27 protein-coding genes and 1 tRNA gene are annotated in these 25,624 nt (G+C 57.7%); 18 read left to right on the top strand and 10 right to left on the bottom strand.

What is annotated here, in order from left to right:
* Window positions 1–203 precede the first annotated feature (203 nt).
* On the top strand, window positions 204–560 hold the full coding sequence (locus tag AC07OJ_RS15850; protein ID WP_106802931.1) for a helix-turn-helix domain-containing protein: 357 nt from the start codon (window positions 204–206) through the stop codon (window positions 558–560).
* Between the two features lie 74 nt (window positions 561–634).
* Here the strand turns inward: AC07OJ_RS15850 and thrH are convergent, their stop codons facing one another.
* The gene (thrH, locus tag AC07OJ_RS15845) at window positions 635–1,252 is read right to left on the bottom strand and encodes a bifunctional phosphoserine phosphatase/homoserine phosphotransferase ThrH (protein ID WP_106802930.1); all 618 of its coding nucleotides are present in this window, start codon (window positions 1,250–1,252) and stop codon (window positions 635–637) included.
* Between the two features lie 153 nt (window positions 1,253–1,405).
* On the opposite strand from thrH, the gene AC07OJ_RS15840 reads away from it, so the two are divergent.
* The 3 genes from AC07OJ_RS15840 to AC07OJ_RS15830 all read left to right on the top strand — a co-directional run bounded on the left by AC07OJ_RS15840 (window position 1,406) and on the right by AC07OJ_RS15830 (window position 4,826).
* A complete protein-coding gene (locus AC07OJ_RS15840) occupies window positions 1,406–2,140 on the top strand; it encodes a phosphoadenylyl-sulfate reductase (protein WP_065909478.1) in 735 nt (244 codons plus the stop codon).
* Between the two features lie 416 nt (window positions 2,141–2,556).
* On the top strand, window positions 2,557–4,083 hold the full coding sequence (locus tag AC07OJ_RS15835) for an NCS1 family nucleobase:cation symporter-1 (RefSeq protein ID WP_495094784.1): 1,527 nt from the start codon (window positions 2,557–2,559) through the stop codon (window positions 4,081–4,083).
* Window positions 4,084–4,097: 14 nt separating this feature from the next.
* Window positions 4,098–4,826 (top strand): aspartate/glutamate racemase family protein, encoded by a 729-nt coding sequence (locus tag AC07OJ_RS15830; protein WP_201145713.1) that lies wholly within the window; start codon window positions 4,098–4,100, stop codon window positions 4,824–4,826.
* Window positions 4,827–5,152: 326 nt separating this feature from the next.
* Here AC07OJ_RS15830 and AC07OJ_RS15825 read toward each other — a convergent pair whose 3' ends face one another.
* Window positions 5,153–6,076 (bottom strand): LysR family transcriptional regulator, encoded by a 924-nt coding sequence (locus AC07OJ_RS15825; RefSeq protein ID WP_495094783.1) that lies wholly within the window; start codon window positions 6,074–6,076, stop codon window positions 5,153–5,155.
* A 106-nt stretch (window positions 6,077–6,182) separates the two neighbouring features.
* Between AC07OJ_RS15825 and AC07OJ_RS15820 the strand changes: the two genes are divergently transcribed.
* Window positions 6,183–6,929: a 3-oxoacyl-ACP reductase family protein gene (locus tag AC07OJ_RS15820; RefSeq protein WP_106802926.1), complete on the top strand. Its 747-nt coding sequence runs from the start codon at window positions 6,183–6,185 to the stop codon at window positions 6,927–6,929.
* A gap of 86 nt (window positions 6,930–7,015) precedes the next feature.
* Here the strand turns inward: AC07OJ_RS15820 and AC07OJ_RS15815 are convergent, their stop codons facing one another.
* Both AC07OJ_RS15815 and AC07OJ_RS15810 read right to left on the bottom strand, forming a co-directional pair.
* On the bottom strand, window positions 7,016–7,705 hold the full coding sequence (locus tag AC07OJ_RS15815) for an HAD-IA family hydrolase (protein ID WP_495094782.1): 690 nt from the start codon (window positions 7,703–7,705) through the stop codon (window positions 7,016–7,018).
* 105 nt (window positions 7,706–7,810) lie between these two features.
* On the bottom strand, window positions 7,811–8,659 hold the full coding sequence (locus AC07OJ_RS15810) for an oxidoreductase (protein ID WP_495094781.1): 849 nt from the start codon (window positions 8,657–8,659) through the stop codon (window positions 7,811–7,813).
* A 98-nt stretch (window positions 8,660–8,757) separates the two neighbouring features.
* Between AC07OJ_RS15810 and AC07OJ_RS15805 the strand changes: the two genes are divergently transcribed.
* The 8 genes from AC07OJ_RS15805 (at window position 8,758) to AC07OJ_RS15770 (ending at window position 14,430) form a co-directional block, all read left to right on the top strand.
* A complete protein-coding gene (locus AC07OJ_RS15805; protein ID WP_262133418.1) occupies window positions 8,758–9,654 on the top strand; it encodes a LysR family transcriptional regulator in 897 nt (298 codons plus the stop codon).
* 28 nt (window positions 9,655–9,682) lie between these two features.
* Complete coding sequence (locus tag AC07OJ_RS15800) at window positions 9,683–10,039, top strand: DUF2784 domain-containing protein (protein ID WP_106802922.1); 357 nt, start codon at window positions 9,683–9,685, stop codon at window positions 10,037–10,039.
* Window positions 10,040–10,122: 83 nt separating this feature from the next.
* Window positions 10,123–10,701, top strand: a complete 579-nt coding sequence (locus tag AC07OJ_RS15795; RefSeq protein ID WP_065909463.1) for a DUF4337 domain-containing protein — start codon at window positions 10,123–10,125, stop codon at window positions 10,699–10,701.
* 133 nt (window positions 10,702–10,834) lie between these two features.
* Window positions 10,835–11,494 (top strand): M24 family metallopeptidase, encoded by a 660-nt coding sequence (locus tag AC07OJ_RS15790; RefSeq protein WP_106802921.1) that lies wholly within the window; start codon window positions 10,835–10,837, stop codon window positions 11,492–11,494.
* A gap of 17 nt (window positions 11,495–11,511) precedes the next feature.
* Window positions 11,512–11,865: a gamma-glutamylcyclotransferase family protein gene (locus tag AC07OJ_RS15785; RefSeq protein WP_106802920.1), complete on the top strand. Its 354-nt coding sequence runs from the start codon at window positions 11,512–11,514 to the stop codon at window positions 11,863–11,865.
* A 101-nt stretch (window positions 11,866–11,966) separates the two neighbouring features.
* Complete coding sequence (locus AC07OJ_RS15780; protein ID WP_065909457.1) at window positions 11,967–12,302, top strand: hypothetical protein; 336 nt, start codon at window positions 11,967–11,969, stop codon at window positions 12,300–12,302.
* Window positions 12,303–12,376: 74 nt separating this feature from the next.
* Complete coding sequence (locus tag AC07OJ_RS15775) at window positions 12,377–12,754, top strand: c-type cytochrome (RefSeq protein WP_495094780.1); 378 nt, start codon at window positions 12,377–12,379, stop codon at window positions 12,752–12,754.
* Window positions 12,755–13,095: 341 nt separating this feature from the next.
* Window positions 13,096–14,430: a tyrosine-type recombinase/integrase gene (locus tag AC07OJ_RS15770; protein ID WP_495094779.1), complete on the top strand. Its 1,335-nt coding sequence runs from the start codon at window positions 13,096–13,098 to the stop codon at window positions 14,428–14,430.
* Between the two features lie 17 nt (window positions 14,431–14,447).
* Here the strand turns inward: AC07OJ_RS15770 and AC07OJ_RS15765 are convergent, their stop codons facing one another.
* A complete protein-coding gene (locus AC07OJ_RS15765; protein ID WP_495094778.1) occupies window positions 14,448–15,227 on the bottom strand; it encodes a hypothetical protein in 780 nt (259 codons plus the stop codon).
* Window positions 15,228–15,336: 109 nt separating this feature from the next.
* Between AC07OJ_RS15765 and AC07OJ_RS15760 the strand changes: the two genes are divergently transcribed.
* Complete coding sequence (locus AC07OJ_RS15760) at window positions 15,337–15,711, top strand: Rap1a/Tai family immunity protein (RefSeq protein WP_495094777.1); 375 nt, start codon at window positions 15,337–15,339, stop codon at window positions 15,709–15,711.
* Between the two features lie 280 nt (window positions 15,712–15,991).
* On the opposite strand, the gene AC07OJ_RS15755 is transcribed toward AC07OJ_RS15760, so the two are convergent.
* Together AC07OJ_RS15755 and AC07OJ_RS15750 are read right to left on the bottom strand one after the other, a co-directional pair.
* Window positions 15,992–16,552, bottom strand: a complete 561-nt coding sequence (locus AC07OJ_RS15755; RefSeq protein WP_495094776.1) for a recombinase family protein — start codon at window positions 16,550–16,552, stop codon at window positions 15,992–15,994.
* 636 nt (window positions 16,553–17,188) lie between these two features.
* Complete coding sequence (locus AC07OJ_RS15750) at window positions 17,189–17,527, bottom strand: hypothetical protein (RefSeq protein ID WP_495094775.1); 339 nt, start codon at window positions 17,525–17,527, stop codon at window positions 17,189–17,191.
* A gap of 157 nt (window positions 17,528–17,684) precedes the next feature.
* Between AC07OJ_RS15750 and AC07OJ_RS15745 the strand changes: the two genes are divergently transcribed.
* Complete coding sequence (locus AC07OJ_RS15745; RefSeq protein ID WP_495094774.1) at window positions 17,685–18,554, top strand: HEPN domain-containing protein; 870 nt, start codon at window positions 17,685–17,687, stop codon at window positions 18,552–18,554.
* A gap of 944 nt (window positions 18,555–19,498) precedes the next feature.
* Here the strand turns inward: AC07OJ_RS15745 and AC07OJ_RS15740 are convergent.
* Window positions 19,499–19,588: transfer RNA gene (locus AC07OJ_RS15740), tRNA-Ser, on the bottom strand.
* Between the two features lie 336 nt (window positions 19,589–19,924).
* On the opposite strand from AC07OJ_RS15740, the gene AC07OJ_RS15735 reads away from it, so the two are divergent.
* The 3 genes from AC07OJ_RS15735 to AC07OJ_RS15725 all read left to right on the top strand — a co-directional run bounded on the left by AC07OJ_RS15735 (window position 19,925) and on the right by AC07OJ_RS15725 (window position 22,650).
* Window positions 19,925–20,617, top strand: coding sequence for a crotonase/enoyl-CoA hydratase family protein (locus tag AC07OJ_RS15735; RefSeq protein WP_495094773.1), 693 nt, complete (start codon window positions 19,925–19,927; stop codon window positions 20,615–20,617).
* Between the two features lie 211 nt (window positions 20,618–20,828).
* Window positions 20,829–21,569 carry a lysophospholipid acyltransferase family protein gene (locus AC07OJ_RS15730; protein WP_106802882.1) on the top strand — a complete coding sequence of 247 codons (741 nt, stop codon included), beginning with the start codon at window positions 20,829–20,831 and terminating at the stop codon, window positions 21,567–21,569.
* Window positions 21,570–21,678: 109 nt separating this feature from the next.
* The gene (locus AC07OJ_RS15725; RefSeq protein WP_065909380.1) at window positions 21,679–22,650 is read left to right on the top strand and encodes a magnesium and cobalt transport protein CorA; all 972 of its coding nucleotides are present in this window, start codon (window positions 21,679–21,681) and stop codon (window positions 22,648–22,650) included.
* Here the strand turns inward: AC07OJ_RS15725 and AC07OJ_RS15720 are convergent.
* Complete coding sequence (locus AC07OJ_RS15720) at window positions 22,647–23,372, bottom strand: amidotransferase (RefSeq protein WP_065909379.1); 726 nt, start codon at window positions 23,370–23,372, stop codon at window positions 22,647–22,649. The genes AC07OJ_RS15725 and AC07OJ_RS15720 overlap by 4 nt on opposite strands.
* A 94-nt stretch (window positions 23,373–23,466) precedes the next feature.
* Window positions 23,467–25,611 carry a 3-hydroxyacyl-CoA dehydrogenase NAD-binding domain-containing protein gene (locus AC07OJ_RS15715; protein WP_495094772.1) on the bottom strand — a complete coding sequence of 715 codons (2,145 nt, stop codon included), beginning with the start codon at window positions 25,609–25,611 and terminating at the stop codon, window positions 23,467–23,469.
* Between the last annotated feature and the right edge of the window lie 13 nt (window positions 25,612–25,624).

Here is a 25,624-nt window from a genome sequence, read left to right as displayed (position 1 = left end):
CGTTGTGGACGGCGCATGGGCGGGCGGATAGCGTCAACCGCCCACCAGCCCACTGTGAAGGATCACAGGAAGCGACTGCGAGTTCGTCAGAAATCATTTCCGTGATTGCATCTCTGCCCGCCTGCACCTACGATCTCCCAAATTGGGAGGTTGCAGCGATGCGGATAATCGCCCTACGACCAGATCAATGCGGAGACCGTGTGATGAACATCAAACCGATACATTCCCAGGAGGACCTGACCGCTGCGCTTGCCCGCGTGGAACAGATCTGGGGAGCAGCGATGGGCTCACCTGAGGGTGACGAGCTGGAAATCCTCGCAATACTCATCGAAAAGTACGAGGCGGAGCATTTTCCAATGCCGCCTTCGGACCCGGTGGAAGCGATCAAATTTCGCATGGAGCAACTGGGCATGACCGCCCGTGATCTTGAGCCCTTCATTGGGACGAGCGGGCGAGTCTCCGAAGTGCTGAATCACAAGCGCAAGCTGAGCCTCTCGATGATCAAGCGCTTGCATGAAGGCCTGTGCATTCCTTATGAGCGGCTGTTGGCCGGGGCCTAGAATCTTGCGCCGGCAAGCCGGCGCCTACATGGATTACACATGACCTGCAGGCGCCGGCTTGCCAGGGATAGTCGTTACAGGCTCAACTGCCGATTCGAGGCCTTGATGAACTCTTTCTTCAAATCCTCGAACGTATGCACCGCCGGGAATTGCGGGAACTCTCGAATCACATTCTCCGGCGCATGGAACAAAATCCCACGGTCGGCTTCGCCCAGCATGCTGGTGTCGTTGTAGGAATCGCCAGCGGCGATCACGCGGTAGTAGAGCGTCTTGAACGCCAGTACCGATTGGCGCTTGGGGTCTTTCTGGCGCAGTTGGTAGCTGACCACGCGGTCGTTTTCGTCGGTGATGAGGCGGTGGCACAACAACGTCGGGAAGCCCAGCTGACGCATCAGCGGCTGCGAGAATTCGTAGAAGGTGTCGGACAGGATCACCACCTGGAAGCGTTCGCGCAGCCAATTGACGAACTCAATGGCGCCGTCCAGCGGCTTGAGGGTGGCGATCACTTCCTGGATGTCGGCGAGTTTCAGCCCGTGTTCGTCGAGGATGCGCAGGCGTTGCTTCATCAGCACGTCGTAGTCGGGAATGTCCCGGGTGGTGGCCCGCAAAGATTCAATACCGGTTTTTTCGGCGAAGGCGATCCAGATTTCCGGAACCAACACTCCTTCCAGGTCAAGACAGGCAATTTCCACAAGACGCTCCCATTGGTTTTATTGAATTGAGCCAGCAAAAAAGGACTGCCGAACTCTAGCGATTCAAGCCCGCCGCCGCAACGCAGGGCGGATTTTGATACCATCACTTCCCTATAGAGCGCTCAGCGCCACTGACCTGTAGGAACCGTCCTGATGAACCAAGCCTTCGACGTCGCTGAACTCGCCGCGACTTACGCCAACAAATCCGCCCAGGATATTCTCAAGCTAGCTTTCAGCCAGTTCGCTGATGACCTGTGGATTTCCTTCAGCGGCGCTGAGGACGTGGTGCTGGTGGACATGGCCTGGAAGCTCAACAAGAACGTCAAGGTGTTCAGCCTCGACACCGGCCGCCTGCACCCGGAGACCTATCGGTTCATCGAGCAGGTGCGCGATTTCTACAAGATCGATATCGAACTGATCTCGCCGGACCAGAGCAAACTGGAACCTTTCGTCAAAGAGAAAGGCCTGTTCAGCTTCTACAAGGACGGCCATGGCGAATGCTGCGGCGTGCGCAAGATCGAGCCGTTGCGTCGCAAGCTCTCAGGCGTCAGCGCCTGGGCTACCGGCCAGCGCCGTGACCAGAGCCCTGGCACACGCAGCCAGGTGGCGGCACTCGAAATTGATACGGCGTTTTCCACCCCGGAACGCACCCTGTACAAGTTCAACCCGCTCGCCCAGATGACCAGCGAAGAAGTCTGGGGCTACATCCGCATGCTCGAACTGCCCTACAACAGCCTGCACGAACGCGGCTTCATCAGCATCGGCTGCGAACCCTGCACCCGCCCGGTGCTGCCGAACCAGCACGAGCGCGAAGGCCGCTGGTGGTGGGAAGAAGCCACGCAGAAGGAATGCGGGCTGCACGCCGGGAACATCATCAGCAAGGCCTGAGGGCCGACTTGGTTAAAAATCTGGGAGCGGGCTCGCCGTAGCAAGCCCGCCCTATATTTGTTCATTGTTGTCAGTAATCATGTACACACAGATGTAACCATCGGTGCCATTTATGTGTGCAATATTTCTGAGCCCGCACCATAACGTAACACCTCTACACGCCCTTCCCTTCCCCTCCTGAATCGACCCCAGGCAGCGTAAAAATAAATAGCTGTTCGAACGGTCAATTTATATCGCTTTAGATTCAGCTAGTTATTTGCCAACCCTGCAAAAACGAAATTACCCGCCGTTTTCATAGAACGAAAACTGGCACGCATGTGGCTTAAGGTGAAAAACGCTTTGTATACAATAAATACAAAACCTACATACACTTTGCCATCAGCGGCTTGCCTGCCGATGTGCTGGAGCCTGCCGGAATGCGTACTAGTCTCTCCAATAATATCGCACTGGATCTGTCCTCCTCCCTGAGCCCCGAGACCACAGGTCCCGGCCCGCTGGTACTGAGCCCGCGCCTGCACAACAAAGACCTGGCGCCCACCAAGGTCGAAGGCCGGCGCTGGGGCCGCTACAGCATCTTTGCGCTGTGGACCAACGATGTGCACAACATCGCCAACTACTCGTTCGCCATTGGCTTGTACGCCCTGGGCCTGGGTGGCTGGCAGATCCTGTTGTCCCTGGGGATCGGCGCAGCGCTGGTGTATTTCTTCATGAACCTGTCGGGGTACATGGGGCAGAAGACCGGCGTGCCGTTTCCCGTGATCAGCCGTATCAGTTTCGGCATCCATGGCGCGCAGATCCCGGCACTGATCCGCGCGGTGATTGCGATTGCCTGGTTCGGAATCCAGACCTACCTGGCCTCGGTCGTTTTCCGCGTGTTGCTTACCGCCATTCATCCAGGCTTCGCCGCCTATGACCACAACTCGATCCTGGGCCTGTCGTCCCTTGGCTGGGCGTGTTTTGTCGCGATCTGGCTGGTACAGCTGGTGATCCTGGCCTACGGCATGGAGATGGTGCGGCGCTATGAAGGCTTCGCCGGGCCGGTGATTCTGCTGACCGTGGCCTCGCTGGCCGGCTGGATGTACTTCCAGGCGGGCGGCAACATTGCCTGGTCGATCCGTGAACCGCTGAGCGGCGGCGAGATGTGGCGCAATATCTTTGCCGGTGGCGCGCTGTGGCTGGCGATCTACGGCACGCTGATCCTCAACTTCTGCGACTTCGCCCGCTCCTCGCCGTGCCGCAAGACCATCCTGGTCGGCAACTTCTGGGGCCTGCCGGTGAATATCCTGGTGTTCGCGGCGATCACCGTGCTGCTCTGCGGCGGGCAGTTCCAGCTCAATGGCCGGGTGATCGAAAGCCCGACCGAAATCATCGCCGCCATCCCCAATACGTTTTTCCTGGTGCTCGGTTGCCTCGCATTCCTGATCGTCACCGTGGCGGTGAACATCATGGCCAACTTTGTCGCGCCCGCCTTTGTGCTGAGCAACCTGGCGCCCAAGTACCTGAACTTCCGCCGCGCCGGGCTGATCAGCGCCACGGTGGCGGTACTGATCCTGCCGTGGAACCTCTACAACAGCCCGCTGGTGATCGTGTATTTCCTCTCTGGCCTGGGCGCGCTGCTGGGGCCGTTGTACGGGGTGATCATGGTCGATTACTGGTTGATCCGTAAAAGCCAGGTGGACGTGCCCCAGCTGTATAGCGAAGACCCGAAAGGCGTTTATTACTACAGCCGTGGGGTGAATATGCGCGCGGTCGCGGCGTTCATTCCTGCAGCGGTGATCGCCATCCTGTTGGCGCTGTTGCCGGGATTTGCCAGCGTCTCGCCGTTTTCCTGGCTGTTTGGCGCCGGTATTGCAGGGTTGCTGTACCTGCTGATCGCCAAGCGCCAGGCGTTCTACGCCGATGTCAGCGGCGAAAGCATTGCAGTCGATAACGTCAGTCATTAAATCAAGGACCTTCCATGCGTATCCTCGTGGTCAACGTCAACACCACCGAATCCATCACCGAGACCATTGCCCAGCAGGCACGCGCTGTGGCGGCACCGGGCACCGAGATTGTCGGGCTCACGCCGTACTTCGGTGCGGAATCGGTGGAGGGCAACTTTGAAAGCTACCTGGCCGCCATCGCCGTGATGGACCGCGTGATGGCCTACGACCAGCCGTTTGATGCGGTGATCCAGGCCGGCTACGGCGAACACGGCCGTGAAGGCTTGCAGGAATTGTTGAACGTGCCGGTGGTGGACATCACCGAAGCGGCCGCCAGCACCGCGATGTTCCTCGGTCATGCCTATTCGGTGGTGACCACCCTGGACCGTACCGTGCCGCTGATCGAGGACCGCCTGAAACTCGCCGGCCTGTACCAGCGCTGCGCCTCGGTGCGCGCCAGTGGCATGGCCGTATTGGAGCTGGAAGAAAACCCGCTGGCGGCCATGGAAGCCATTGTGCGCCAGGCAGAGTTGGCCATCAGCGAGGACAAGGCCGAGGTGATCTGCCTGGGCTGCGGCGGCATGGCCGGGCTGGATGAGCAGATTCGCCAGCGCACCGGGGTGCCGGTGGTGGATGGCGTGACGGCGGCGGTGACCATCGCCGAATCCCTGGTGCGGCTGGGGTTGTCGACGTCGAAGATTCGCACGTATGCCACGCCGCGGCCGAAGAAAGTTATCGGCTGGCCGGGCAGGCTTGGTCGGTAGACCGAGGTGGGGCTATCGCAGGCAAGCCAGCTCCCACATTGGAATGGGGTCGACCGGGCAGATTTGGTCGGTAGACCGAGGTCGGGGTATTGCTGGCAAGCCAGTTCCCACATAGGAATGGTGTCGACAGGGCAGGTTTGATCGGTAGGCCGAGGTGGGGGTATCGCAGGCAAGCCAGCTCCTACATTGGAATGGGATCGGTCGGGCAGGCTTGGTCGGTAGGGCGAGGTCGGGGTATTGCTGGCCAGCCAGTTCCTACATAGGAATGGGGTCGGTTGTGGGAGCCGGGCTTGCCCGCGATGGCGTCACCGCGGTTCAAGGTCGGGTCAAATCGCGCTGAATCGCTGGCCCAGCTGGAGCTCGGCAAACTGCTCGATGATGAAGTCCACAAACGCCCGGGTCTTGCCGGGCAGCAGTTTGTGTTCGGCGTAGTAGATCGAGATAGTGCCGTCATCGACGTACCAGTCGGGCAGCACCCGCACGACCGCGCCGCTGTCGAGGAACGGCACGGCCATCGGCATGCTCACCAGCGCGATGCCCAGGCCTTGGGCGCTGGCGCAGCAGGCGGCTTCCGAGTCGCTCATGGTCATGCCGGGCTTGAGCACCAACGGGCGCTGTTCGCGCCCGATACTGGTGAGTTGCCAGGACCGTATGCGCCCGGTTTGCGGCGAGCGGATCAGGATGCCCTTGCAGCGGGCCAGGTCTTCAGGCGAAAGGACCGGCGGGCGCCGCGCCAGGTAATCCGGCGAGGCCACCAGCACTCGATGCGCCGGCGACAGCTTGCGCGCGACCACCCCTTGCGGCAGCTCGAAACCACCGCCGATCGCGGCATCAAAGCCTTGGCCGATCAGGTCGACCTGGCGGTTATCGAAATGCCAGTCCGGGCTGATGTCCGGAAAGCGCCGCATGAATTCGCCCAGCAGCGGCACCACATACCGATTGCCGAACACCGTGCCCATGCTGACCTTGAGCGTGCCCACCGGCCGCCCTTCGGCGCTGGCCAGGTTGGCCACGGCATTCTGGATGGTGGTGAGGCTGGCGCTGACTTCTTCGAGGAACAGTTTGCCGGCTTCGGTCAGGGTCAGGCGCCGGGTGCTGCGCTGGAACAGGCGCACGCCGAGGCGCGCTTCCAGCTTGGCGACGCTTTTACCGACCGCTGCCGGGGTCAGGCTCAGGTGTCGCGCCGCCTCGGCAAAACTGCCGCCCTCGGCGCTGCGCACGAAGCATTCGATACTGCCAAAGCTTTCCATATCAACCCATTCAAAACTTTTGGTTTACACAGACTATAGCAATCACGGTCTACCGGGTGGCCGGGGTGAGGTCGATACTCGCCTCATCAACTACTCGGAGATCGACATGACCACACAAAACCTCACCGGCAAAGTCGCCTTGATCCAGGGCGGTTCTCGCGGCATCGGCGCCGCCATCGTCAAGCGCCTGGCCGCACAGGGCGCGGCGGTCGCCTTTACTTACGTCAGCTCGGCCGCCAAGGCGCAAGCCCTGCAGGACAGCGTAATCAGCGAGGGCGGCAAGGCCCTGGCGATTCACGCCGACAGCGCCGATGCCACGGCGATTCGCAACGCCGTCAATGCCACCGTCGAAGCCTTCGGGCGCCTGGATATCCTGGTGAACAACGCCGGCGTACTGGCCATCGCGCCGCTGGAAGATTTCACCTTGGAAGATTTCGACCAGACCCTGGCGATCAACGTGCGCAGTGTATTTATCGCAACCCAGGAAGCGGCCAGGCACATGGGCGAAGGCGGCCGGGTGATCAATATCGGCAGCACCAATGCCGAGCGCATGCCGTTTGGCGGCGGTGGCCCGTACGCGATGAGCAAGGCGGCGCTGGTGGGACTGACCAAAGGCCTGGCGCGCGACCTGGGGCCACGGGGCATTACCATCAATAATGTGCAGCCGGGTCCGGTGGACACCGACATGAACCCTGCAGACAGTGACTTCGCCGAAAGCCTGATCGGCTTGATGGCCGTGGGCCGTTACGGGCATGTCGAAGAGATTGCGAGTTTCGTCGCGTATCTCGCCGGGCCTGAGGCCGGTTACATCACCGGGGCAAGCCTGACCATTGATGGCGGTTTCAGCGCATAACCCTTGCAGGAGCCCGGCGTGCCGGCGATGGCGGTCTTGAGGACGCCATCGCCGGCAAGCCGGGCTCCTGCATTTGATTGTGGGATTTAATTGAACGGCGGCAGGCCATACGCAGCCAGGTCAAACTCCGCGAGTTTGCGGATGATCTGGTCGGCGTGGTGGTACTTGCTGTCGGCCATGGCTTCGTCGGGCACCGCAATGGCAGTCATGTGGGCGGCCTTCGCGGCGGTCACACCGAACGGCGAATCCTCGAACACCAGGCAATCTTCAGGCGCCACGCCGAGTTGGCGCGCGGCGGTGAGGAAGATATCCGGCGCAGGCTTGGCGGCACCGACTTCCGGGTCGTCAGCCGTCACAATCGTGTCGAACAACCCGAACCACTCGCGGTGCAACGTGGTTTTGTGGCCAAACGAATTACGCGACGAACTGGTGCCCACGGCAATCGGGATGTTGTGTGCCTTCAAGTGCCGCACCAGCGCTTCGGCGCCAGGCATGCCCAGGGCCTTGGGAAAGCGCTCGCTCATCAGCGGTTCGCGGATCTCGAGAAACTCGGCCGGGGTGATCGGCAGGTCCAGCGCCTTGACCACATAATCGGCCAGGTCCTGGGCACCGCGCCCGATGATGTGCTGCTTGATGCCCCAGTCGTAGGTACGCCCGTAGCGTTCGGCGATGATCTGCGTGACTTCGGTGTAGATGCCTTCCGTGTCCAGCAACAATCCGTCCATATCAAAAATCACGGCCTTGATCGGACCGACTGCAGTACGCGGTGCATTCATCAGTAAAACACCCTGGGGAAGGACTAAAAGGATTCAGCACAATAGCGGCCCGGGTTGCCTGCAAGCAACCACCGCGGCCACGATTACCTTCGTCCCCCCCAAGGCTCACTCAGGAAAATCCGCCCCCTGCGTCACGTCCGCCCACGCTTCAAAGTCGGCACTCAATGCCTTGACCTTGGAGCGTGCAAAGCCCAGTGCAGCCTTGCCCAGCAGCAAGCGCAGGGGCGGCTGCTCGGCCTCCACCGCCTTGACGATGGCAATCGCCGCGCGCACCGGATCACCCGGTTGCTTGCCGCTGTAATTGCGCACGGTGCTGGCACGGGCCGCCGCGGTATCGCGGTAGTCGTCGATGGCGTGCGCGGCCTCGTTGGCCGAACGTCCAGCCCAGTCGGTACGGAACGGCCCCGGCTCCACCAGCAGGACCTTGATCCCCAGCGGCGCGACTTCCTGGGACAGCGCTTCGGACAAACCCTCCACGGCAAACTTGGTGGCGTTGTAGAAACTCAGGGAGGGGAACGCAGCAATACCGCCCACCGAAGAAATATTCACCACCGTGCCCGAGCGCCGCGCACGCATGCCAGGCAGTACCGCGCGGGTCATGGCGCTGAGGCCCCACACGTTGATTTCGAACATGCGGCGCACTTCGTCCAGCTGGCTTTCTTCGAACGCGCCGAAGTAGCCGATCCCGGCATTGTTGACCAGCACATCGATATGCCCGAAGTGCGCGTGCGCCGCCTGCACCGCCGCCTCGACCTGGGCCTGTTCCGTCACGTCCAGGGTCAGCACCAATGCGTGGTCTTCGTGACCGGCAACGATGTCCTGCACCTGTTGCGGATTGCGCGCGGTCACCACCGTCGGGTAGCCGAGGCTCAAGGTGTGCAACGCCAATTGACGGCCGAAACCGGTGGAGCAACCGGTGATAAACCAGACAGGTTTTGCAGTTGAATCGGTCATGAAGGGCCTTCTTCGTGAGGTGAGGAAAAAAGTATGCGCGCGGGTGTTCTTGTTAAAAAGATGCATAATCCGCAAGCCCCTTTCGGAAAAACCACACAATGGACGCGCCGGATTTCCAGCAATTGCGCCTGTTCCTACAAGTCGCGCGCACCAAAAGCTTCACCCAGGCGGCGGATGCCGTCAGCCTGTCGGTGTCGACCGTCAGCCAGCGCGTCGGCGCCCTGGAGAAACAGCTGGGTGTGCGCCTGCTCAATCGCACCACCCGCAGCGTCAGCCTGACCGAGGCCGGCACACAGCTGCTGGAAAAAATCACGCCGCTGCTCGAAGAGCTGGAAACCAGTTTGCACAGTGTCGCCGCCGCTACCGTCGAGGCCAGCGGCACCTTGCGCCTCAACATCCCCTCCACCGCCAGCCGCATGGTGCTGCAACCGCTGTTGCAGGGTTTCCTGCACAAACACCCGGGGATCAATCTGGAAGTGGCCGTGGATAACGCGCTGGTCGATATCGTGGCCCAGGGCTTCGACGCGGGAATCCGCTACGACCACGTGCTGGCCGAGGACATGGTGGTGATCCCGGTGGCCCGGCAACTGCGCTTTGTGATTGTCGCCACTCCCGGCTACTTGCAGGGGCGCAGCGTGCCGACGCATCCTCACGATTTGCTCGAGCATGAATGCGTCAACTACCGCAGTGCGCAAACCGGCCTGATGCACCGCTGGGATTTCGAAAAAGACGGCAAACCGCTGCGGGTCACGGTCAAGGGCCGACTGGCGACCAATGACATCGAACTGATGATCAGGGGCGCACTCGACGGCTTCGGCTTTGCCTACGTGGCGCGCTCCAGTGTCGAGGCGTATTTGCACAGCGGCGAGTTGGTGGAAGTCCTCGGCGACTGGATTACCCACAGCGCGTTGTATTTGTACTACTTCAACCGCAGCAACACGCCAAAGAAACTGCGGGTGTTTATCGACTACCTGCAACAACAACTCGGCGACTGACCCAGGCCCCCTTAAAAGCGAACCCATCATGCTCTATCGCGTTATAGCCGACGGCCTCGTGCTGTTTCACCTGTGCTTCATCCTGTTCGTGCTGTTCGGCGGGCTGCTGGCCCTCAAGTGGCGGCCCGTGATGTGGCTGCACCTGCCCGCCGCCGCGTGGGGCGTGGCGGTGGAAGTGTTCCACCTGCCCTGCCCGCTGACCCGCTGGGAAAACCTGTTTCGCCACCTCGCCGGACAGGACGGCTATGCCGGCGGATTCATCGAGCATTACATCCTCACACTGATCTACCCGGCCGGGCTGACGCCACAGATCCAACTGGGGCTGGGCGCGCTGGTGCTGCTGATCAACGCGGCGGTGTATGTGCGCTTGATCAGGCGCAGGTAGGAAATTTGCAGCATTACGTACAGGATTGAGACAGCTGGCGTGGTGAAGAATCAGACTCCCTCATTCCGTTCGTAGACGCCCCCATGTCCGAAGCCTTCGAAGTCCCCAGCCCCCACGAAAAACACCTCGAACACACCACCGAACATGCCCACGGCCGCGGGGATAATTTCGCCAGCCGCATCGCCGTGATGACCGCGCTCATGGCCACCCTCGGTGCCATGCTCAGCTACCAGGCCGGTTCCACCGAAAGCGAAGCGGCGATGGACAAGAACAACGCCGCCATCATCAAGACTGAAGCGGCCAACCAATGGAACTACTACCAGGCCAAATCCAGCCGACAAAACCTGGCGGAACTGGCCACGCATATCCCCGGTGTGGACGCTGCGCATTACAAGGATGAGATCGAGCGCTACAAAAGCCAGAAGGAAGACGTGCGCAAGCAGGCGGAGAAACTTGAAGCCACCTCGAAGGAATGGGACGAGAAATCCGAACAGGCGCTGCACCAGCATCACCGCTGGGCCCAGGCGATGACCGCGATCCAGATCGCGATTTCGCTGGCCGCGATCACCTTGCTGACGCGCAAGGAGTGGCTTAAACGGATGTCCTACACGGCCGGCGGCATCGCCTTGGTACTGGGCGGCCTGGCGTGGCTGCACGTCTGAACCTGCAGGCGCAAGCAGTGTGCTGTCGACAGAAAATGTCGGCACACAGCGCGTTTGCACTTTGGCTGCGCCGCTCTATCGCTATATAGTAAAATGCACAGCGCCTGATGCTGCTCAACGCGAGGAAAAGCCGGTGTCCACACAACCCAAAGAAGCCGTGGGCGCCGCCTACAGTATCGACTCCATGCGTTTTGCCCAGGCCATGACCTGGCAAGCCATCGAACAGCTTTCCCAGCGCATCCGCCCCGGCATGCTGGAGTCCGAAGCCCGCGAGCTGGGCAAGCAGGTGCTCGCCGACCTCGACATGCAACGCATCTGGCACCCGCTGCTGGTACGCTTCGGCGCCAACACCCTGAAGGCCTTCAACCAACGCTCCGACGGCGACCCGGTGCTGGGCGAAAACGATATCTTCTTCATCGACATGGGCGCCGTGTGGCAAGGCCACGAAGGTGATGCCGGCGCGACCTTCGCCACCGGCAACGATCCGCAAATGCTCGCCTGCGCCAGCGCCGCCAAAGAGCTGTTCGACCGCGTGCAGGCCCGCTGGAAAAACGCCAAGGTCGTCGGCCTCGAGCTGTACCGCTACGCCGAAGAACAAGCCCAGGCCATGGGCTGGCGACTCAACCTCGACATCAAGGGCCATCGCGTCAGCGATTTCCCCCACGCCGTCCATCGCGGCGGAGACCTGGGCGACTTCGAACACTACCCGAACGCCGGGTTGTGGATCCTGGAAATCCAGATCGCCCACCCGACCAAGCCCTATGGCGCCTTCTACGAAGACTTACTCGCCTGACCCTTTAAGGAACATCCATGGACCGCTCCACCGAACACCCCGTGCTGCTGTTTTCCTACGGCACGTTGCAAGACAAAGCCGTGCAACTGGCCAACTTCGGCCGCGAACTGACAGGCCAGCAGGACGCCATGCTCGGCTATTCGCAAAGCTGGGTCGAGATCACCGACCCAGAGGTGCTGGCAAGCAGTGGCAAGACCCATCACCCGATCGTGGCGCCGACCAAAGAGCCAGACGCCCAAGTCGAGGGCAGTGTGTTTCAGATAACCGAGCAGGAATTGGCCGCCGCCGATGCGTATGAAGTGGCGGACTACAAGCGCGTGTCGGTGGCGCTGGCGTCAGGCCTGACGGCATGGGTGTATGTACAAGCCTGAAGATGAAATTTCCGGTAAATGATTTCAATCTCACAGGCCGGAGATTAGAGTGGCGCGCCTTCGAGAATTGAATCTCGATTTTTAGCCCATGGAGTTACCCCGTGAAGTACGTCAGTAAAGTGGTTGCAGCAGCTGTTCTCGGTTTCACCCTCGCAGGCTGCACCGGCACCGCCATCAAATCCCCGCAATACGACAGCAGCCAATACACCGTTCTCGGTCACAGCGAAGCCAGCGCCACCGGCATCATGCTCTTCGGCGTCATCCCGATCGGCCAGAACAGCCGCTTCGTCCGCGCCCAGGATGCCGCAATCAAGGCAAAAGGCGGCGACGCGCTGATCAACACCCAAGTCCAGGAAAACTGGTTCTGGGCTTGGGTACTGAGCGGTTACACCACCAAGATTTCCGGTGATGTGATCAAGCTGAAAACCGCACAGTAAGCGCACACGACGTAAAAAAGCCGCTTATCTCTTCAAGAGAAAGCGGCTTTTTCATGCAATAAGGCCTGATAAAAATGAAAATCTTGGTCATCGCTTCGCTGGGGCTCTTATCGCTGGCCCAAACACCCCTGGCCGTCGCGGAAAACAGCAACGGGAAAAACCTCTACTTGCAACGATGCGCGATGTGTCACGGCGCAGACATCAAGGCAACAGGCCCGCTGGCGCATAAAAGCACGCCTCCCACACCTGACCTCACGACGGCCGCTTTCAAGAAGCGCCTGAGTGATTATCCGGGCGTTATCGTCTCTTCGATAATACTTCGCCCTAACGGCGACTTGATCCCGAGAACGTTACGAGAGAACGGCGTAAAGCTGGCGCCGCACGCCTGGAGCATCCAGGATCTGCGTGATTTGAATCGGTACATGAGTGGCGTGATTTCGAAAGCGAGGTAGTTTTCAGACGCCAGAAACCACAAACCCCCGGTTTTCTCTGGGAAAACCGGGGGTTTGTGTTTACTTAATGTGGCGGTGAAGGAGAGATTCGAAAGTACCACCTCTCAAGCCCTTTAGACGCCGTATTACGGGGCTTTCAGCTTGAATAGTAGTACAACTGAGTAATACACTCGACCGTACTACTCCCCTCCTACGGCACCACCATGGCAGACCATCTGATTCAGAAAAAAGGCGAATACACGTGGTATGTGCGGTTGGCTGTGCCCGCCGATGTCCGTGCAGCTTTGGGGGGAAAGACCGTACTCATTCGCTGATTGAAAACCGGGCTACGCGGTGAAGCGATGGAACGGCGCCATGCGGTGATCGCTGAGTGGAAGGCAGCGTTTGATAGAGCGAGAGGAAAACGTGCTGCACGTGGCGACACTTGGAAAGATCCAATTGCGACAGCGGCCCTGGGTATTGCTCAGGCTACACGCAAGCTGAAGACTGACGTTGCTCTCGGAGAGAAGGACGACAAGACTACATTTGATGCAGACGAGATACAGGCGCTGTATCAGGGCTTGTTTGACGACTCCCCAGAGGGACAGTTACGCAGAGAAAAAGCGGATCGTGTGTACGCCATGACAGGGCTTGAGGGAGAGTTAGCGAATGTCGAATTCGCAAAGGAAATGGCCTTAGAGGTGATGGCAAAGGTATTCGGGGTGACACAGGAACTCTCCCCTGATGAACAAGAAGAAGCACAGTTGATCCTCAACGATCCGAAGGCACATCAACCGAAATCGCCAATTACGACTACCAGACTCAAAGCATTCCGAGAGTTCAGGGAAAGCCGTGGCGGTGCTCCCAAACACGTCGATCAGCAAGTGGGACGAATGGAGCGCTTATCCAAATTCCTTAAGGAAGAGTCGCTACCACTGGAATTTGATTCGGTTGACGCATGGATAAAATCGCTTGATCGAGCACCAGCGACCTTAAGCCAGCATTTGATGTCAGGCACAGCGTTCTGGAAATGGGCGATCCGCTATGACGCGGCATGGCGTGTGGAATACAAGGATAAGGCAGATCCATTCAAAGGCCATGAGCTACCCAAAGGAGGAGGTAAAGCGACTGCAGGGGAAAAACGGGAGGCATACACTGTTGCCGAGCTAGGGAGGCTTCACAGGGCTGCACAGGACGCCGGGAACACGTCACTCGCTGATTTGATCCTGCTGGGTGCATACACCGGCTGCCGTGTCGAACAACTCTGTCAGTTAAAGGTGGAACACATTATCGAAGAAGACGGAGTGACTAGCTTCAACTTCTTGAAAGGTAAAAACAAAAAAAAGAGACGGGTAGTACCGATTCACCCAGCGCTCAAGAGTGTGGTTGAGCGCCTGATAAAAGATTCAACGGACGGATTCTTGATTCCAGCAACCGAGAGCCTTTATCAAAAAAGATCGCACACTCTATCAAGAGCTTTCGGCAAGCTGAAAGAGAAGCTGGGATTCGGCCCGCTGCATGTTTTCCACTCAATGCGAAACGGCGTGATCACCACGCTGTTGCGAGCTGGCGTACCAGACTACATTGTCCAAGAAATAGTTGGACATGCGAACGGCAGCGAGACTCACGACACGTATAGTCACGGTGCATCCGCTCAGCAAAAGCTCGATGCCATATCGAAGCTGCCCACTATATAGATAGTGGATACATGCCACTACACCAGTAAATGTATCTGCCCATGAGTCACTGCGGATATGCCAGCACACATCAACTTATGATATTGAAGAGAAGAGGCAAGGAAATTTATGCCGTACCACTTCCACAATGCAAACGACGTACTAACCGCCCCTAGGAGCAGAGGTGCAATGTGATCAGTAAACCAAGGGGTCACAAGCGCCCCCTTAAAAATTGAAAAAAATTTCACCAACCAAGTAAAATGCGCGTATAAGAAGCGATACTCATGAACAGTCGAAGACTGCCACCCCTCATCCATCCTATATCCGTACCGCGCCGACGTTAACACTTGCACTCGATACTCCTCTAGGAGAATACGCGATTTCAGGCCAGCACTTTTCAACCTTTTCGTTTTATCGCGAGTTGGTCGATAACTAATTTGTGACGAATAAGACTCTACTTTGAATTGAGCATTCGCCAACTCTCGTGAACAAAATTCACTCGTAATTTTTTTCCTTAATTTTCGGCGAGTCAAAGTCAACGCTAGATTCCGCAACGACGCTTCGTAAATGCCGCTCATTACGTTATCAAAATACAGACCGTCGGTAGGGATACGCTGGTAGAAGCGAAACCAGAAATAGGCATTCAGGGCTGCAAGCACTAACCACACGCTTTCGGTACGCTGGTAAAGCTTGATTTCGTTGCCCATAAGCTTGAACTGTGTGAGATCGGCGCCGAAATACCACAGCGCCAAAACCAACGCCGAATACGTGAGAAGGAAGCCACGTGCCTTCTTGAAATCGCCTTCATCGTCCATCATAAAACACCACATCCCATTGAGTGGGAGGATGCTAGCAGGTCTCCCAGCGTGATGGCACTAGGCTATTTCAAGCGGTAGTATCGCAAGACTACATAGATAGGAAGCAACCATGAAAGCAGGGACAGCGGTAGCGATTGCATTATTAATGGCGATGAAGAGCGGCAGTGCCATAGCTGTGGGCGGAGACGGAAATCAGCTGATAATGCAGTGCACCATTGCCGTCAAGGCCGGGGAAGGCGCTCCAGTTGATCGGTACTATGACGTGGGTTACTGCTTAGGCCTAACGCAAGGCGTTAGACAGACCATGCAGTATCAGAACGATGAGCTTCCAGCGAAGTACCGCACTTGTTTTCCCGAAGGCATCACGAATGGACAGGGTGTACGTATCGTTCTGAAATACCTTCAAGACCATCCGGAAGAGTTGCAGGATCACGCAATGTTCCTTGTCCATCGAGCCTTTAGAGAGGCATACCCATGCCGTTGAGCTATTTTTACTGGAATACATGCCCCGCCGCGACGGCAGGACCGCAACTCGATGGGCGATTGGAGTTTCAGCTAGGAAAATAATCCACAGGGCATGGCGACTTGCCCGAGCTGTTAAGCGGGCTGTGAGAGGACTCATTGCAAGCTGCTGTTTTCTACAAATAAGTTGGGCTGGGTGCCACTAGGTTCGCTTCTGGCAGGCGTAGAGCGTGGCGCTGTGGGTGTTATCAGACATAACGAAGCCCGCTCATGGCGGGCTCTATAAGGCACTACAGCTGTATTCATTCCTTGTTCCAATGTCTCTTGACCGTGGCAATCCCCATACCTAGTTCGGCTGCTACCTGGGATTGTGTTTGACCCATTGCCTTACGGCGCTGAACTACGACTGTGGTAGCAGTGGCTACTGGACGCCCAGCCTTCTTGGTAGATCGGGCAAGCCCTTCCTTGGTCCTCTCTCTGATGCGATCACGCTCAAAGGCTGCAACAGCTGCGAGAACGGTTAGCTGTAGCTTCCCGGCTGCGCTGGTGAGGTCTACGCCATCGAGGTCCATGCTACGAACGTGGATACCTATAGTGGCGAGGTGGGACACGGTAGCCAGCACATCCTGTACGTCCCGTCCGAGTCGATCCAACTTCAACACCACGAGCGTATCACCTGCTTCCATGCGTTCAACCATCTTACTGAACTGAGGCCGCTGTAGAGCGGGAACGCCTCCGCTGATTTGCTCAGAGAACCAGCGAGTGGGCTTTATTTCAAAACCCTTGGAGGTGAGAGCCACCAATTGGTTATCGGTGTTTTGCTCCGTCGTACTGACACGACCATATCCAAACAGGCGGCTCATTTGCTTCCCTCTTAGGTATCAAAAATGGAGGGATCATAATAATATGGTATCAACAACCTGTAAACCCATACTTGATGATACCAGCCTACCCATCTGACAAGCGGTATCGCTTAACGGTCGTTTGATGATACTAATGCATCGGGGTTAGGTCACTACGCCCGTCAAAGCCAGAGTCGTTCCTCTGCCTGTGGGAGCCACACCTGTGTACCCGGTAGCGGTCTTCTCTCTGTAGGTTGCGTAGTCGTACGCCAGGAGCCTTTCAAACACAGCCACTTCATCACACGAAACAGTATCTTGCCCCTCGTTAAGCTTGATCAGTAACGCCTGGAACACCTTTGTACTCATCTCAGTCATACGGCTCTCCCTGATACCCGGAATGGGCGCCTTTAGTGAAGGTTACAAACCTCAACCGGTGAATATTGCTCCATAGCCAAGGGTCGGTCTGGGCTGGGTGCTGCCGTCTCGCTGACAACCGGCGATTCCAGTTCAAACGAGCGTTTTGGTGTGAAAACCTCCAGTTGAGCGCAGCCACCGTAAAAAGCTTAGCCACACCACTTCACAGTCCACGGCCACGCTGGGCTACACCAATGCCACCCTAGGTGCTGTTCTGCCCAGCGCTTACGGGAAAGGGGGGGGTTATGCTGGGTTTACGGCGGGTTTACGCGGGTCAAATTCGCGGACGGTATACACACCATTCCTCTTAAGAATATGCCGCCCAAAAGCGTCACCATTCCCCACCTGAGCAACATAGTCGATTCGATCAAGTTTAAGCTCAGTCGCCGCCGACAATAGAGTTTTCTCGATGGTATCAATTATCAATTGAGTGTTTACCTCGTGAGCTTTCGGAAAACGAATAGCCCATACCGTGTCAACGTTACTGAGTTTCATCCAGCTTTTATCGTCTAGATACTTGTTGAAGTCAGGTCGGTCTTTCTTTGCATTGGCGAGGTCTAGTGAAACAATTACATGCAACATTCCATGCATCCTTTCTTGGGTTGGCGACTGAGCCACGGACTGTGGAATCAGTTCGCCACCAGCATGGCAGGGAGGTTAGGCTTAGGGCAATGCCGTTATGACGAATGATCCTGTCTTGGCACGCATGCCCCCCCCCTACAGATCAAGGAGAGTGAAAATGGAAAGGATAGACAAGGAGTTCCTAAGGCGATTGGATGACGAGTTGATGAACGAGGGCTTAAGCCTGCATCAGCGCCCTTTTCATGTCGTAGCGGAATGGATGAAGAGCAACAACATAGAAGGTAACTTTCTAGATGAGCGTATCTGGACCCCGCTCATGGAAGACTACCGAGCCCTATATCCCAGCGGGGATTTTTCAATACCCGGTCTTGTAGATGCAGGGGTTGCAATCCGTGACACGATGTACCCTGCTAGGGTGAATGTCGGATTTGGAACCTTCGGCGTCACACCTCTGGATATAATTGAAATCACCAAAGCCGAGCTTGAGAATATCTTCAAGCACTACCCAGAACTAGGTTGGAAGTCACTTTACAGCGCCTGTGACCTTTGGGATTTGGCATATGGGGTTGATGACTTACGATTTGAAGATAGCGCAGCAGTTCAGCACCTGAACAATGCGAAGTCAGCTATTTCATCAACCGCACGCACGCTTTTTCAGGCTACAGACACAGACTCTGCAATACAAACTTGTTGCTTAGCTGCCGAACTGGCTATGAAAGGTGCACTACTGCGACTTGGAGTAGATGAAAAAGAAGTGAGAAAGCTAAATCACAATCTAGTAGCGCTCTCAGAGAGCCTAGTGAAATACTACTCAAACAGCAACGATGATCGTTTACTTGAAGCGAGCAAGGGCTTCCCGAATTACGTAAACAGTCGATATTCAGACCACGGCCTCACCAGATTGCAACTCATGTCATTGGCAATGAGAGCGTTATTCATTGCCGCTGAAGCAGTCCGCAGGATCACTGACAGAAATCTAGCAGGACAAGTTGAAGCTAGCGAGAGAGTATCTCGACCACCATTGTAGAGCGTGAATGCAATGCATTAACGACATTGCTGCTTTCAACCCTCTGCCGCCATTACCAGGGCAGAGGGTCGTCATATACGTATTCAATTTTAGCACCTTGCCCGATTATAGGAACGGTAACATCTACCACTTCATCCAATGTATCCACGAACAACTGCAATCGCTTATGCACGACTACAGGAGCTTGTGGTGGCGTATCTATGTACGCTTCAAGCGGTATATCTTCAAACACAGGAACCATGTCGCCCGCAAGCTCCCGAGAGGCGATTACAGGATCCCTATAGCTATCTGCCACACCAGGGAAGGCAATCTCACCAATCGCCCTAGAAGAGCCTGTAGATGCCTTGCCGGCACATAGAGTAGGTCTCATATTTAGGTGATATAGTTGTTTCGAAAGTTTCGTTATTGAATGAAAGGCAAAAAGAAAGGCGAGAGTTTTAAGGTTCTCGCCTTTAAGATGTAGCCGATGCTTGTTTTCAGTTTTTGCTGAATTAGTTGCCCCATTCCACTAGATCGAGGGGCTGCGATGCGACAAGGAACCAGCTTGTCCAACAGTTATGGCTCGACGAGTGCTAGCGGTCGGACGGCATGGAAACCGGGCCAGTGACTCCCTTGCGGAAGTCGAGGAGAAATTCAGGGTGTCGCGGGGGGGCAAAGAAGTTCTTAGAAAAACTATTAGCTAGTGCCTAAGATTACCATGACATACGCCACTTATTAAGCACACCCCAACAACTAAAGCAACTATTTTCCATTCGGCGAGACGAACGGTAATTCCGACAGGCGTGAACCGCCTTCTCTGGGCGCGAGAACATAACTAGGTTGTGACGCAGAGGGGCAGGGTTATAGCGAAGGGGATGCGATACGAGGGGAGTAGTACAAATAAGTAGTGCAAACGAAAAAGCCCGCGAACTCTAAGTAACTGAATTCACGGGCTTTTCTTAATGTGGCGGTGAAGGAGAGATTCGAACTCTCGATACAATTTCTTGTATACACACTTTCCAGGCGTGCTCCTTAAGCCACTCGGACACTTCACCGTATCTCGTCAAACCAGTTCAGTCTGTCGAGGCGCGCTAATGTAGTCGAAAGCCTTTCTGATGGCAAAGGTTTTTTTCAGAATTTTCATGCGCTTAGACCGCTATACCGGGAGGTGCCCGGCAAGGGGTGGTGATTCTGCCATTCTTGGGCATGGGCAGCACGCGTCTGGAACGGCGATTGCGCCCTGCCCTAGGCTATTGGGCGACCGGCATGCCGGAAAAGTCTGACTGGGTAGTCAGTCACGGCGCTTTACCGGGGCGGGCGTGGTGGGTAACGTCTGTGCATACGCTTCTATAAACAGCCTATCTATAACAAGTCCTACAAGGAACCGCGTCATGAGTGAGTTGATTGCTTACCACCTCGAAGACGGTATCGCGACCCTGACCTTGAGCAACGGCAAGGTGAATGCCATTTCTCCCGATGTGGTCAGTGCGTTTAATACAGCGCTGGACCAGGCCGAGAAGGACCGCGCGGTGGTGATCATCACCGGGACGCCGGGGATTTTGTCGGGTGGTTATGATTTGAAAGTGATGACGGCCGGCCCTAAAGAGGCAATCGGCCTGGTGACGTCGGGCTCGACGTTGGCGCGTCGCCTGTTGTCGCACCCGTTTCCGGTGATTGTGGCGTGCCCAGGGCATGCCGTCGCCAAGGGCGCGTTCCTGTTGTTGTCGGCGGATTATCGGATTGGTGTGGAAGGCCCGTTCAGCATTGGCCTGAATGAAGTGGCAATCGGCATGACCATGCACTACGCCGGGATCGAGTTGGCGCGGGATCGCTTGCGCAAATCCGCGTTTCACCGTTCGGTGATCAATGCCGAGATGTTCGACCCGCAAGGCGCCTTGGGCGCAGGCTTCCTCGACAAGGTGGTCGCACCGCAAGAGCTGCATGCTGCAGCGCTGGAAGCGGCCCGCCAGTTGAAGAAGCTGAATATGAACGCCCACAAACACACCAAGTTGAAGGTGCGCAAGGCGCTGCTGGAAGCACTGGACGATGCGATCATCCAGGACCAGGGCCATATCCTCAGCTAAAGCCTGCAGCCGAATAAAAAAGCCCGACCTTGAGTCGGGCTTTTTCTTACAGATAAATTCGAATCATCCTCAGCCGCTCTAGCCTGCCGATGTCAGCAGATGTTGAAACATGTACTTAAACATCGCCTATCTCCTCCCTCTACAGGGGTAATTGCCGAATACAGTGCACAACCGTACACTGCGCCACCTTTTGTCCCGATGGGCTGTTTCGATGCTTTTTCTGTTGCGTATGTTGTTGATGGGCCTGCATTTTATGGTCGCCGGCGTGCTGGGCGTGCTGATCGGTGTCTGCCGGCCGTTCAACCCGGATAACAGCCGTTTATGTGCTCGCCTCTACGCGCTGCCAGCCATGTGGATCCTGCGCCTGAATGTGAAGGCCGACGTGGACTCGCTGCGCAACAAGCCCGGTACATGCGTGATCATTGCCAACCACCAGTCCAACTACGACCTGTTTGTGTTCGGCACCGTGGTGCCGCACCGCACGGTGTGTATCGCCAAGAAAAGCCTCAAGTGGGTGCCGCTGTTCGGCCAGCTGTTCTGGCTGGCGGGCAATGTGCTGATTGATCGCGGCAACGCGCACAAGGCGCGCCGCGCGATGCTTACCACTACTCACACCTTGCAGCATGAGGACACGTCGATCTGGGTGTTTCCGGAAGGCACGCGCAACCTGGGCAAAGGCCTGTTGCCGTTCAAGAAAGGTGCGTTCCATATGGCGATTGCCGCCGGTGTACCGATCGTGCAGGTGTGCGTGAGCAATTACGTCACCCACATGCAGCTCAATCGCTGGAACAGTGGTGATGTGCTCATACGCTCGCTGCCGCCGATTCCTACGACAGGCCTGACTGCAGACGACATCCCGCAGTTGATGCAGGCCTGCCAGGCGCAGATGGATGAATGCATTGCAGGGATGGACCGCGAACTGCAAACCGCCTGGACACCCGCGCCTCTGTAATTCCCCTATGCTGCGGATAAAAATGCACGCTGCGCCAACGGCCACAAGGGAACGCCATTCAGGCTAAGCTGCCCAACACCTGTCCTCCCAATAAGAAGTGATCAGTATCATGGGTAGAGTTGTTGCGGCCGCTGTCTACAGCGCCGGAAAGAAAGTCACTGACATCACTCTCGACGAAGGCGCGGCCTGGGCCGCCAAACCCGACCACTTTGTGTGGATCGGCCTGGAAGAACCCAGCGCACAGGAGCTGGCCAACCTGCAACGCCAGTTCAACCTGCATGAATTGGCCATCGAAGACGCCCTGGAAAAACACAGCCGCCCCAAGCTGGAAACCTTCGGCGATGCGCTGTTTATCGTCACTTATTCACCGGTGCGCGACAACGGCAAGCTGGAGTTTATCGAGACACATATTTTTGCCGGCAACGGCTACATCATTACCGCACGCAACGGCCACTCGGCGTCCTACGGCTATGTGCGCCAGCGCTGTGAGGCGCGGCCGCTGTTGCTGGAGCATGGCGAAGATTTCGTCCTCTATGCGCTGCTCGATTTCGTCACCGAAAACTACCAGCCCGTGAGCGAGGCGATCCATGCCGAGATCGATGAGCTGGAGCGCAATGTGCTGTGCAACTCCCTCAGTGAAGTCGATATCCAGAACCTCCACGGCCTGCGCCGCGACGTGCTGCGGCTCAAGCGCTATGTGGCGCCGATGGTGGAGATCAGCCAGGAGCTGCAGAAGCTGAGCTTCCCGTTTATCGACAAGAACATGCGCCCGTATTTTCGTGATGTGCAAATCCACGTGACGCGGCAGATGGAAGATCTCACCACCCTGCGCGACATCGCCAGCCAGACCATTGAAATCGGGGTGTTGCTGGAGGCGTCGCGCCAGAGCGTGGTGCAGCGCAAGTTCGCCGCGTGGGCGGCGATCCTCGCGTTCCCCACCGCGGTGGCGGGGATTTACGGGATGAACTTCCAGAACATGCCCGAACTGCAATGGCACTACGGCTATTTTGCCGTGCTCGGGTTTATCGCGGTGGGCTGTACCAGCCTGTGGGCCAGTTTCAAGCGCTCGGGCTGGCTTTAAACCCGGGCCTCGGGCTTGTGCGCCACGAAGCGCATCATCCATTCCGCCACGGTCACGCCGTGGTGGTCACGCTCCAGGCTGGACACACCGTTGGTGTAGACCTTTTCGCCCAGGGTCGTCTGAAGAATTTCCAGCAGTTCGCGGGAATAGTCGTGGATAAACTCCGGGTGGCCTTGGAAGCACAGCACCTGGTCGCCGATGTGGTACGCGGCAAACGGGCAAAAATCGCTGGAGGCAATGACCGTGGCGTTGTCCGGCAACGTGGTGACCTGGTCCTGGTGACTGATCAATAGCGTCAGCTCTTCCACTTCAGGGCTCATCCACGGCGCCTTGGCATCGAGTTTGTAGTCGTGGATGCCCATGCCCCAGCCCTGGCCGGCACGCTCGGTCTTGCCGCCCAGCAGCAGCGCCAGCAATTGGTGGCCGAAGCAAATGCCGAGCAACTTGTCGCCACGCTCGTAGCGTTCGAGCAGGTAGGTCTTGAGGGTCTGGATCCACGGGTCGGTACCGAAGGAGTCGGCCTTGCTGCCGGTCACCAGATAGGCGTCAAACACTTCATCGTCCGCGGGGTATTCGCCCTGCACCACGTTGTACACGACGAACTCGGCGGGAATCGGCTGCTTGGAGAACAGGCGCTTGAACATCTGCCCGTACCCTTGGTATTGATCGATCAAGCCTGGACGCAGGATATCGGTTTCCAGGATACAGACGCGTAGCGACATAAAAAATACCTGACACGGTGATGGGAATAATGCACACCCCAGAGCCTGCCTTGAAATACCCTGACAAGGCAAGCCCCGCGCATACCCAAAACCGTCAGAACGTCGCGTTCTGTGCCGCTTTCTCCAGCAACAACGCCGGCGGCGAGAACCGCTCGCCATATTGCTCGGCCAGATAACGGGCGCGGGCGACAAAGTCGTTCAGGCCGTACTGGTTGATAAACTGCAACGCGCCACCGCTCCAGGCCGCAAAGCCGATGCCGAAAATCGATCCGATGTTGGCGTCGGCGGTGGACAGCAACACGCCCTCCTCCACGCAGCGCACGGTTTCGATAGCCTGGATAAACAGCAAACGGTCGCGTACATCCTGTGCTGAAATCCGTTGCCCGGGCTGTTCAAAGCGGCTTTTCAATTCCGGCCAGAGATACTTCTGCCCGCCCGCCGGGTACTCGTAAAAGCCGCCCCCCGCCGCTTTGCCCGCGCGCTTGTACTCGTTCACCAACAGGTCAATCACCACCGTCGCCAGATGGCTCGGCACGCTTTTACCTTCCGCCTGCAGATCCTTGGCCGCCTGCTGTCGGATATGGCTCATCAAGCTGAGAGACACTTCGTCAGACACCGCCAACGGCCCCACCGGCATCCCCGCCTTGCGCGCCTCGGTCTCGATCATGGCGGCGGCCACCCCTTCGCCGAGCATGGCAATGCCTTCATTCGTGAAAGTGCCGAACACCCGCGAGGTGAAAAAGCCGCGACTGTCGTTGACCACAATCGGGGTCTTCTTGATCTGCAGTACGAAATCGAACCCCCGGGCCAGGGTTTCGTCCGAGGTGCGCGCGCCCTTGATGATTTCTACCAGGGGCATCTTGTCCACCGGGCTGAAGAAATGCAGGCCGACAAACTTGCCTGGGTCGGGCACCGCCGTGGCCAGGCCGCTGATGGGCAAGGTCGAGGTGTTGGAGGCGATCACCGCTTCGGCACCGACGACTTGCTGAGCAGCCGCAGAGACCCTGGCCTTGAGTTCGCGGTCTTCGAACACGGCTTCGATAATCAGGTCGCAACCGGCCAGGTCGGCGTCATCCTGCGTAGGATGAATGCGCGCGAGGGTGCTTTCGCGCTGATCCGGGGTCAGTTGCCCACGGCTGACCTTCTTGTCCAACAACGCCGCTGAGTGCGCCTTGCCCTTGTCGGCCGCCGCCTGGTTGATGTCCTTGAGCACCACCTCAATGCCGGCGCAAGCACTGACATAGGCGATGCCGGCGCCCATCATCCCGGCGCCGAGCACGCCGACTTTGCGCGTCACATAAGGCGCAAAGCCCTCGGGTCGGGAACGGCCGGCGTTGATCTCATTGAGCTGGAACCAGAAGGTGCCGATCATGTTTTTCGCCACCTGCCCGGTGACCAGCTCGGTGAAATAGCGGGTTTCGATCAGGTGCGCGGTGTCGAAATCCACCTGGGCGCCCTCGACGGCGGCGCAGAGGATTTTCTCCGGGGCCGGGAAGCAGCCCTGGGTCTTACTGCGCAAAATTGACGGCGCTATTGCCAGCATCTGCGCAACCTTGGGGTTCGACGGCGTGCCGCCTGGAAGCTGATAGCCCTTGGTGTCCCACGGCTGCCTGGCCTCTGGATTAGCCAGAATCCACGCGCGGGATTTGGCCAGCAGCTCATCGCGGTTCAGCGCCAGCGCCTGGATCAAACCAGCCTGCAGCGCCTGTTGTGGGCGGACTTTCTTGCCTTCCAGCAGATACGGCAGGGCTTTTTCCAGGCCGAGCATGCGCACCATGCGCACCACCCCGCCGCCGCCCGGCAGCAGGCCGAGGGTCACCTCCGGCAAGCCGAGCTGCACCGATTTGTCATCCAGCGCGACGCGGTAGTGGCACGCCAGGCAAATCTCCCAGCCGCCGCCCAACGCGGCGCCATTGATCGCGGCGACCAGCGGTTTGCCCAGGGTTTCCAGGCGTCGCAATTGCGCCTTCAGCACCCGCACGCCGTCGTAGAAATCCTTGGCGTGGGCCTTGTCGACCTTGATCAGTTCATTGAGGTCGCCGCCGGCAAAAAAGGTTTTCTTGGCCGAGGTGATGATCACGCCGGCAATCTGCTCCTTTTCCGCTTCCAGGCGCGTGACGGTGGCCGCCATGGCCTCGCGATACACGCCGTTCATGGTGTTGGCACTCTGGCCGGGCATGTCGAGGGTCAGCACCACGATCTGGTCCTGGCCTTTTTCGTAACGAATGGCTTCGGTCATGACAAATTCCTTC

This window comes from Pseudomonas sp. GW821-FHT09C08 (genome assembly GCF_059418125.1).
The sequence above is the reverse complement of the archived record's forward strand: the minus strand, read 5'-3'. Positions and strand labels throughout refer to the sequence as shown.

What these genes read in the sequence shown, in the direction of transcription:
- AC07OJ_RS15850 (WP_106802931.1), top strand. Translation starts at nt 204, where the DNA reads ATGAACATCAAACCGATACATTCCCAGGAGGACCTGACCGCTGCGCTT.
- AC07OJ_RS15840 (WP_065909478.1), top strand. Translation starts at nt 1,406, where the DNA reads ATGAACCAAGCCTTCGACGTCGCTGAACTCGCCGCGACTTACGCCAAC.
- AC07OJ_RS15835 (WP_495094784.1), top strand. Translation starts at nt 2,557, where the DNA reads ATGCGTACTAGTCTCTCCAATAATATCGCACTGGATCTGTCCTCCTCC.
- AC07OJ_RS15830 (WP_201145713.1), top strand. Translation starts at nt 4,098, where the DNA reads ATGCGTATCCTCGTGGTCAACGTCAACACCACCGAATCCATCACCGAG.
- AC07OJ_RS15825 (WP_495094783.1), bottom strand. Translation starts at nt 6,076, where the DNA reads ATGGAAAGCTTTGGCAGTATCGAATGCTTCGTGCGCAGCGCCGAGGGC.
- AC07OJ_RS15820 (WP_106802926.1), top strand. Translation starts at nt 6,183, where the DNA reads ATGACCACACAAAACCTCACCGGCAAAGTCGCCTTGATCCAGGGCGGT.
- AC07OJ_RS15815 (WP_495094782.1), bottom strand. Translation starts at nt 7,705, where the DNA reads ATGAATGCACCGCGTACTGCAGTCGGTCCGATCAAGGCCGTGATTTTT.
- AC07OJ_RS15810 (WP_495094781.1), bottom strand. Translation starts at nt 8,659, where the DNA reads ATGACCGATTCAACTGCAAAACCTGTCTGGTTTATCACCGGTTGCTCC.
- AC07OJ_RS15805 (WP_262133418.1), top strand. Translation starts at nt 8,758, where the DNA reads ATGGACGCGCCGGATTTCCAGCAATTGCGCCTGTTCCTACAAGTCGCG.
- AC07OJ_RS15800 (WP_106802922.1), top strand. Translation starts at nt 9,683, where the DNA reads ATGCTCTATCGCGTTATAGCCGACGGCCTCGTGCTGTTTCACCTGTGC.
- AC07OJ_RS15795 (WP_065909463.1), top strand. Translation starts at nt 10,123, where the DNA reads ATGTCCGAAGCCTTCGAAGTCCCCAGCCCCCACGAAAAACACCTCGAA.
- AC07OJ_RS15785 (WP_106802920.1), top strand. Translation starts at nt 11,512, where the DNA reads ATGGACCGCTCCACCGAACACCCCGTGCTGCTGTTTTCCTACGGCACG.
- AC07OJ_RS15775 (WP_495094780.1), top strand. Translation starts at nt 12,377, where the DNA reads ATGAAAATCTTGGTCATCGCTTCGCTGGGGCTCTTATCGCTGGCCCAA.
- AC07OJ_RS15770 (WP_495094779.1), top strand. Translation starts at nt 13,096, where the DNA reads ATGGAACGGCGCCATGCGGTGATCGCTGAGTGGAAGGCAGCGTTTGAT.
- AC07OJ_RS15765 (WP_495094778.1), bottom strand. Translation starts at nt 15,227, where the DNA reads ATGATGGACGATGAAGGCGATTTCAAGAAGGCACGTGGCTTCCTTCTC.
- AC07OJ_RS15760 (WP_495094777.1), top strand. Translation starts at nt 15,337, where the DNA reads ATGAAAGCAGGGACAGCGGTAGCGATTGCATTATTAATGGCGATGAAG.
- AC07OJ_RS15755 (WP_495094776.1), bottom strand. Translation starts at nt 16,552, where the DNA reads ATGAGCCGCCTGTTTGGATATGGTCGTGTCAGTACGACGGAGCAAAAC.
- AC07OJ_RS15750 (WP_495094775.1), bottom strand. Translation starts at nt 17,527, where the DNA reads ATGTTGCATGTAATTGTTTCACTAGACCTCGCCAATGCAAAGAAAGAC.
- AC07OJ_RS15745 (WP_495094774.1), top strand. Translation starts at nt 17,685, where the DNA reads ATGGAAAGGATAGACAAGGAGTTCCTAAGGCGATTGGATGACGAGTTG.
- AC07OJ_RS15735 (WP_495094773.1), top strand. Translation starts at nt 19,925, where the DNA reads ATGAGTGAGTTGATTGCTTACCACCTCGAAGACGGTATCGCGACCCTG.
- AC07OJ_RS15730 (WP_106802882.1), top strand. Translation starts at nt 20,829, where the DNA reads ATGCTTTTTCTGTTGCGTATGTTGTTGATGGGCCTGCATTTTATGGTC.
- AC07OJ_RS15725 (WP_065909380.1), top strand. Translation starts at nt 21,679, where the DNA reads ATGGGTAGAGTTGTTGCGGCCGCTGTCTACAGCGCCGGAAAGAAAGTC.
- AC07OJ_RS15720 (WP_065909379.1), bottom strand. Translation starts at nt 23,372, where the DNA reads ATGTCGCTACGCGTCTGTATCCTGGAAACCGATATCCTGCGTCCAGGC.
- AC07OJ_RS15715 (WP_495094772.1), bottom strand. Translation starts at nt 25,611, where the DNA reads ATGACCGAAGCCATTCGTTACGAAAAAGGCCAGGACCAGATCGTGGTG.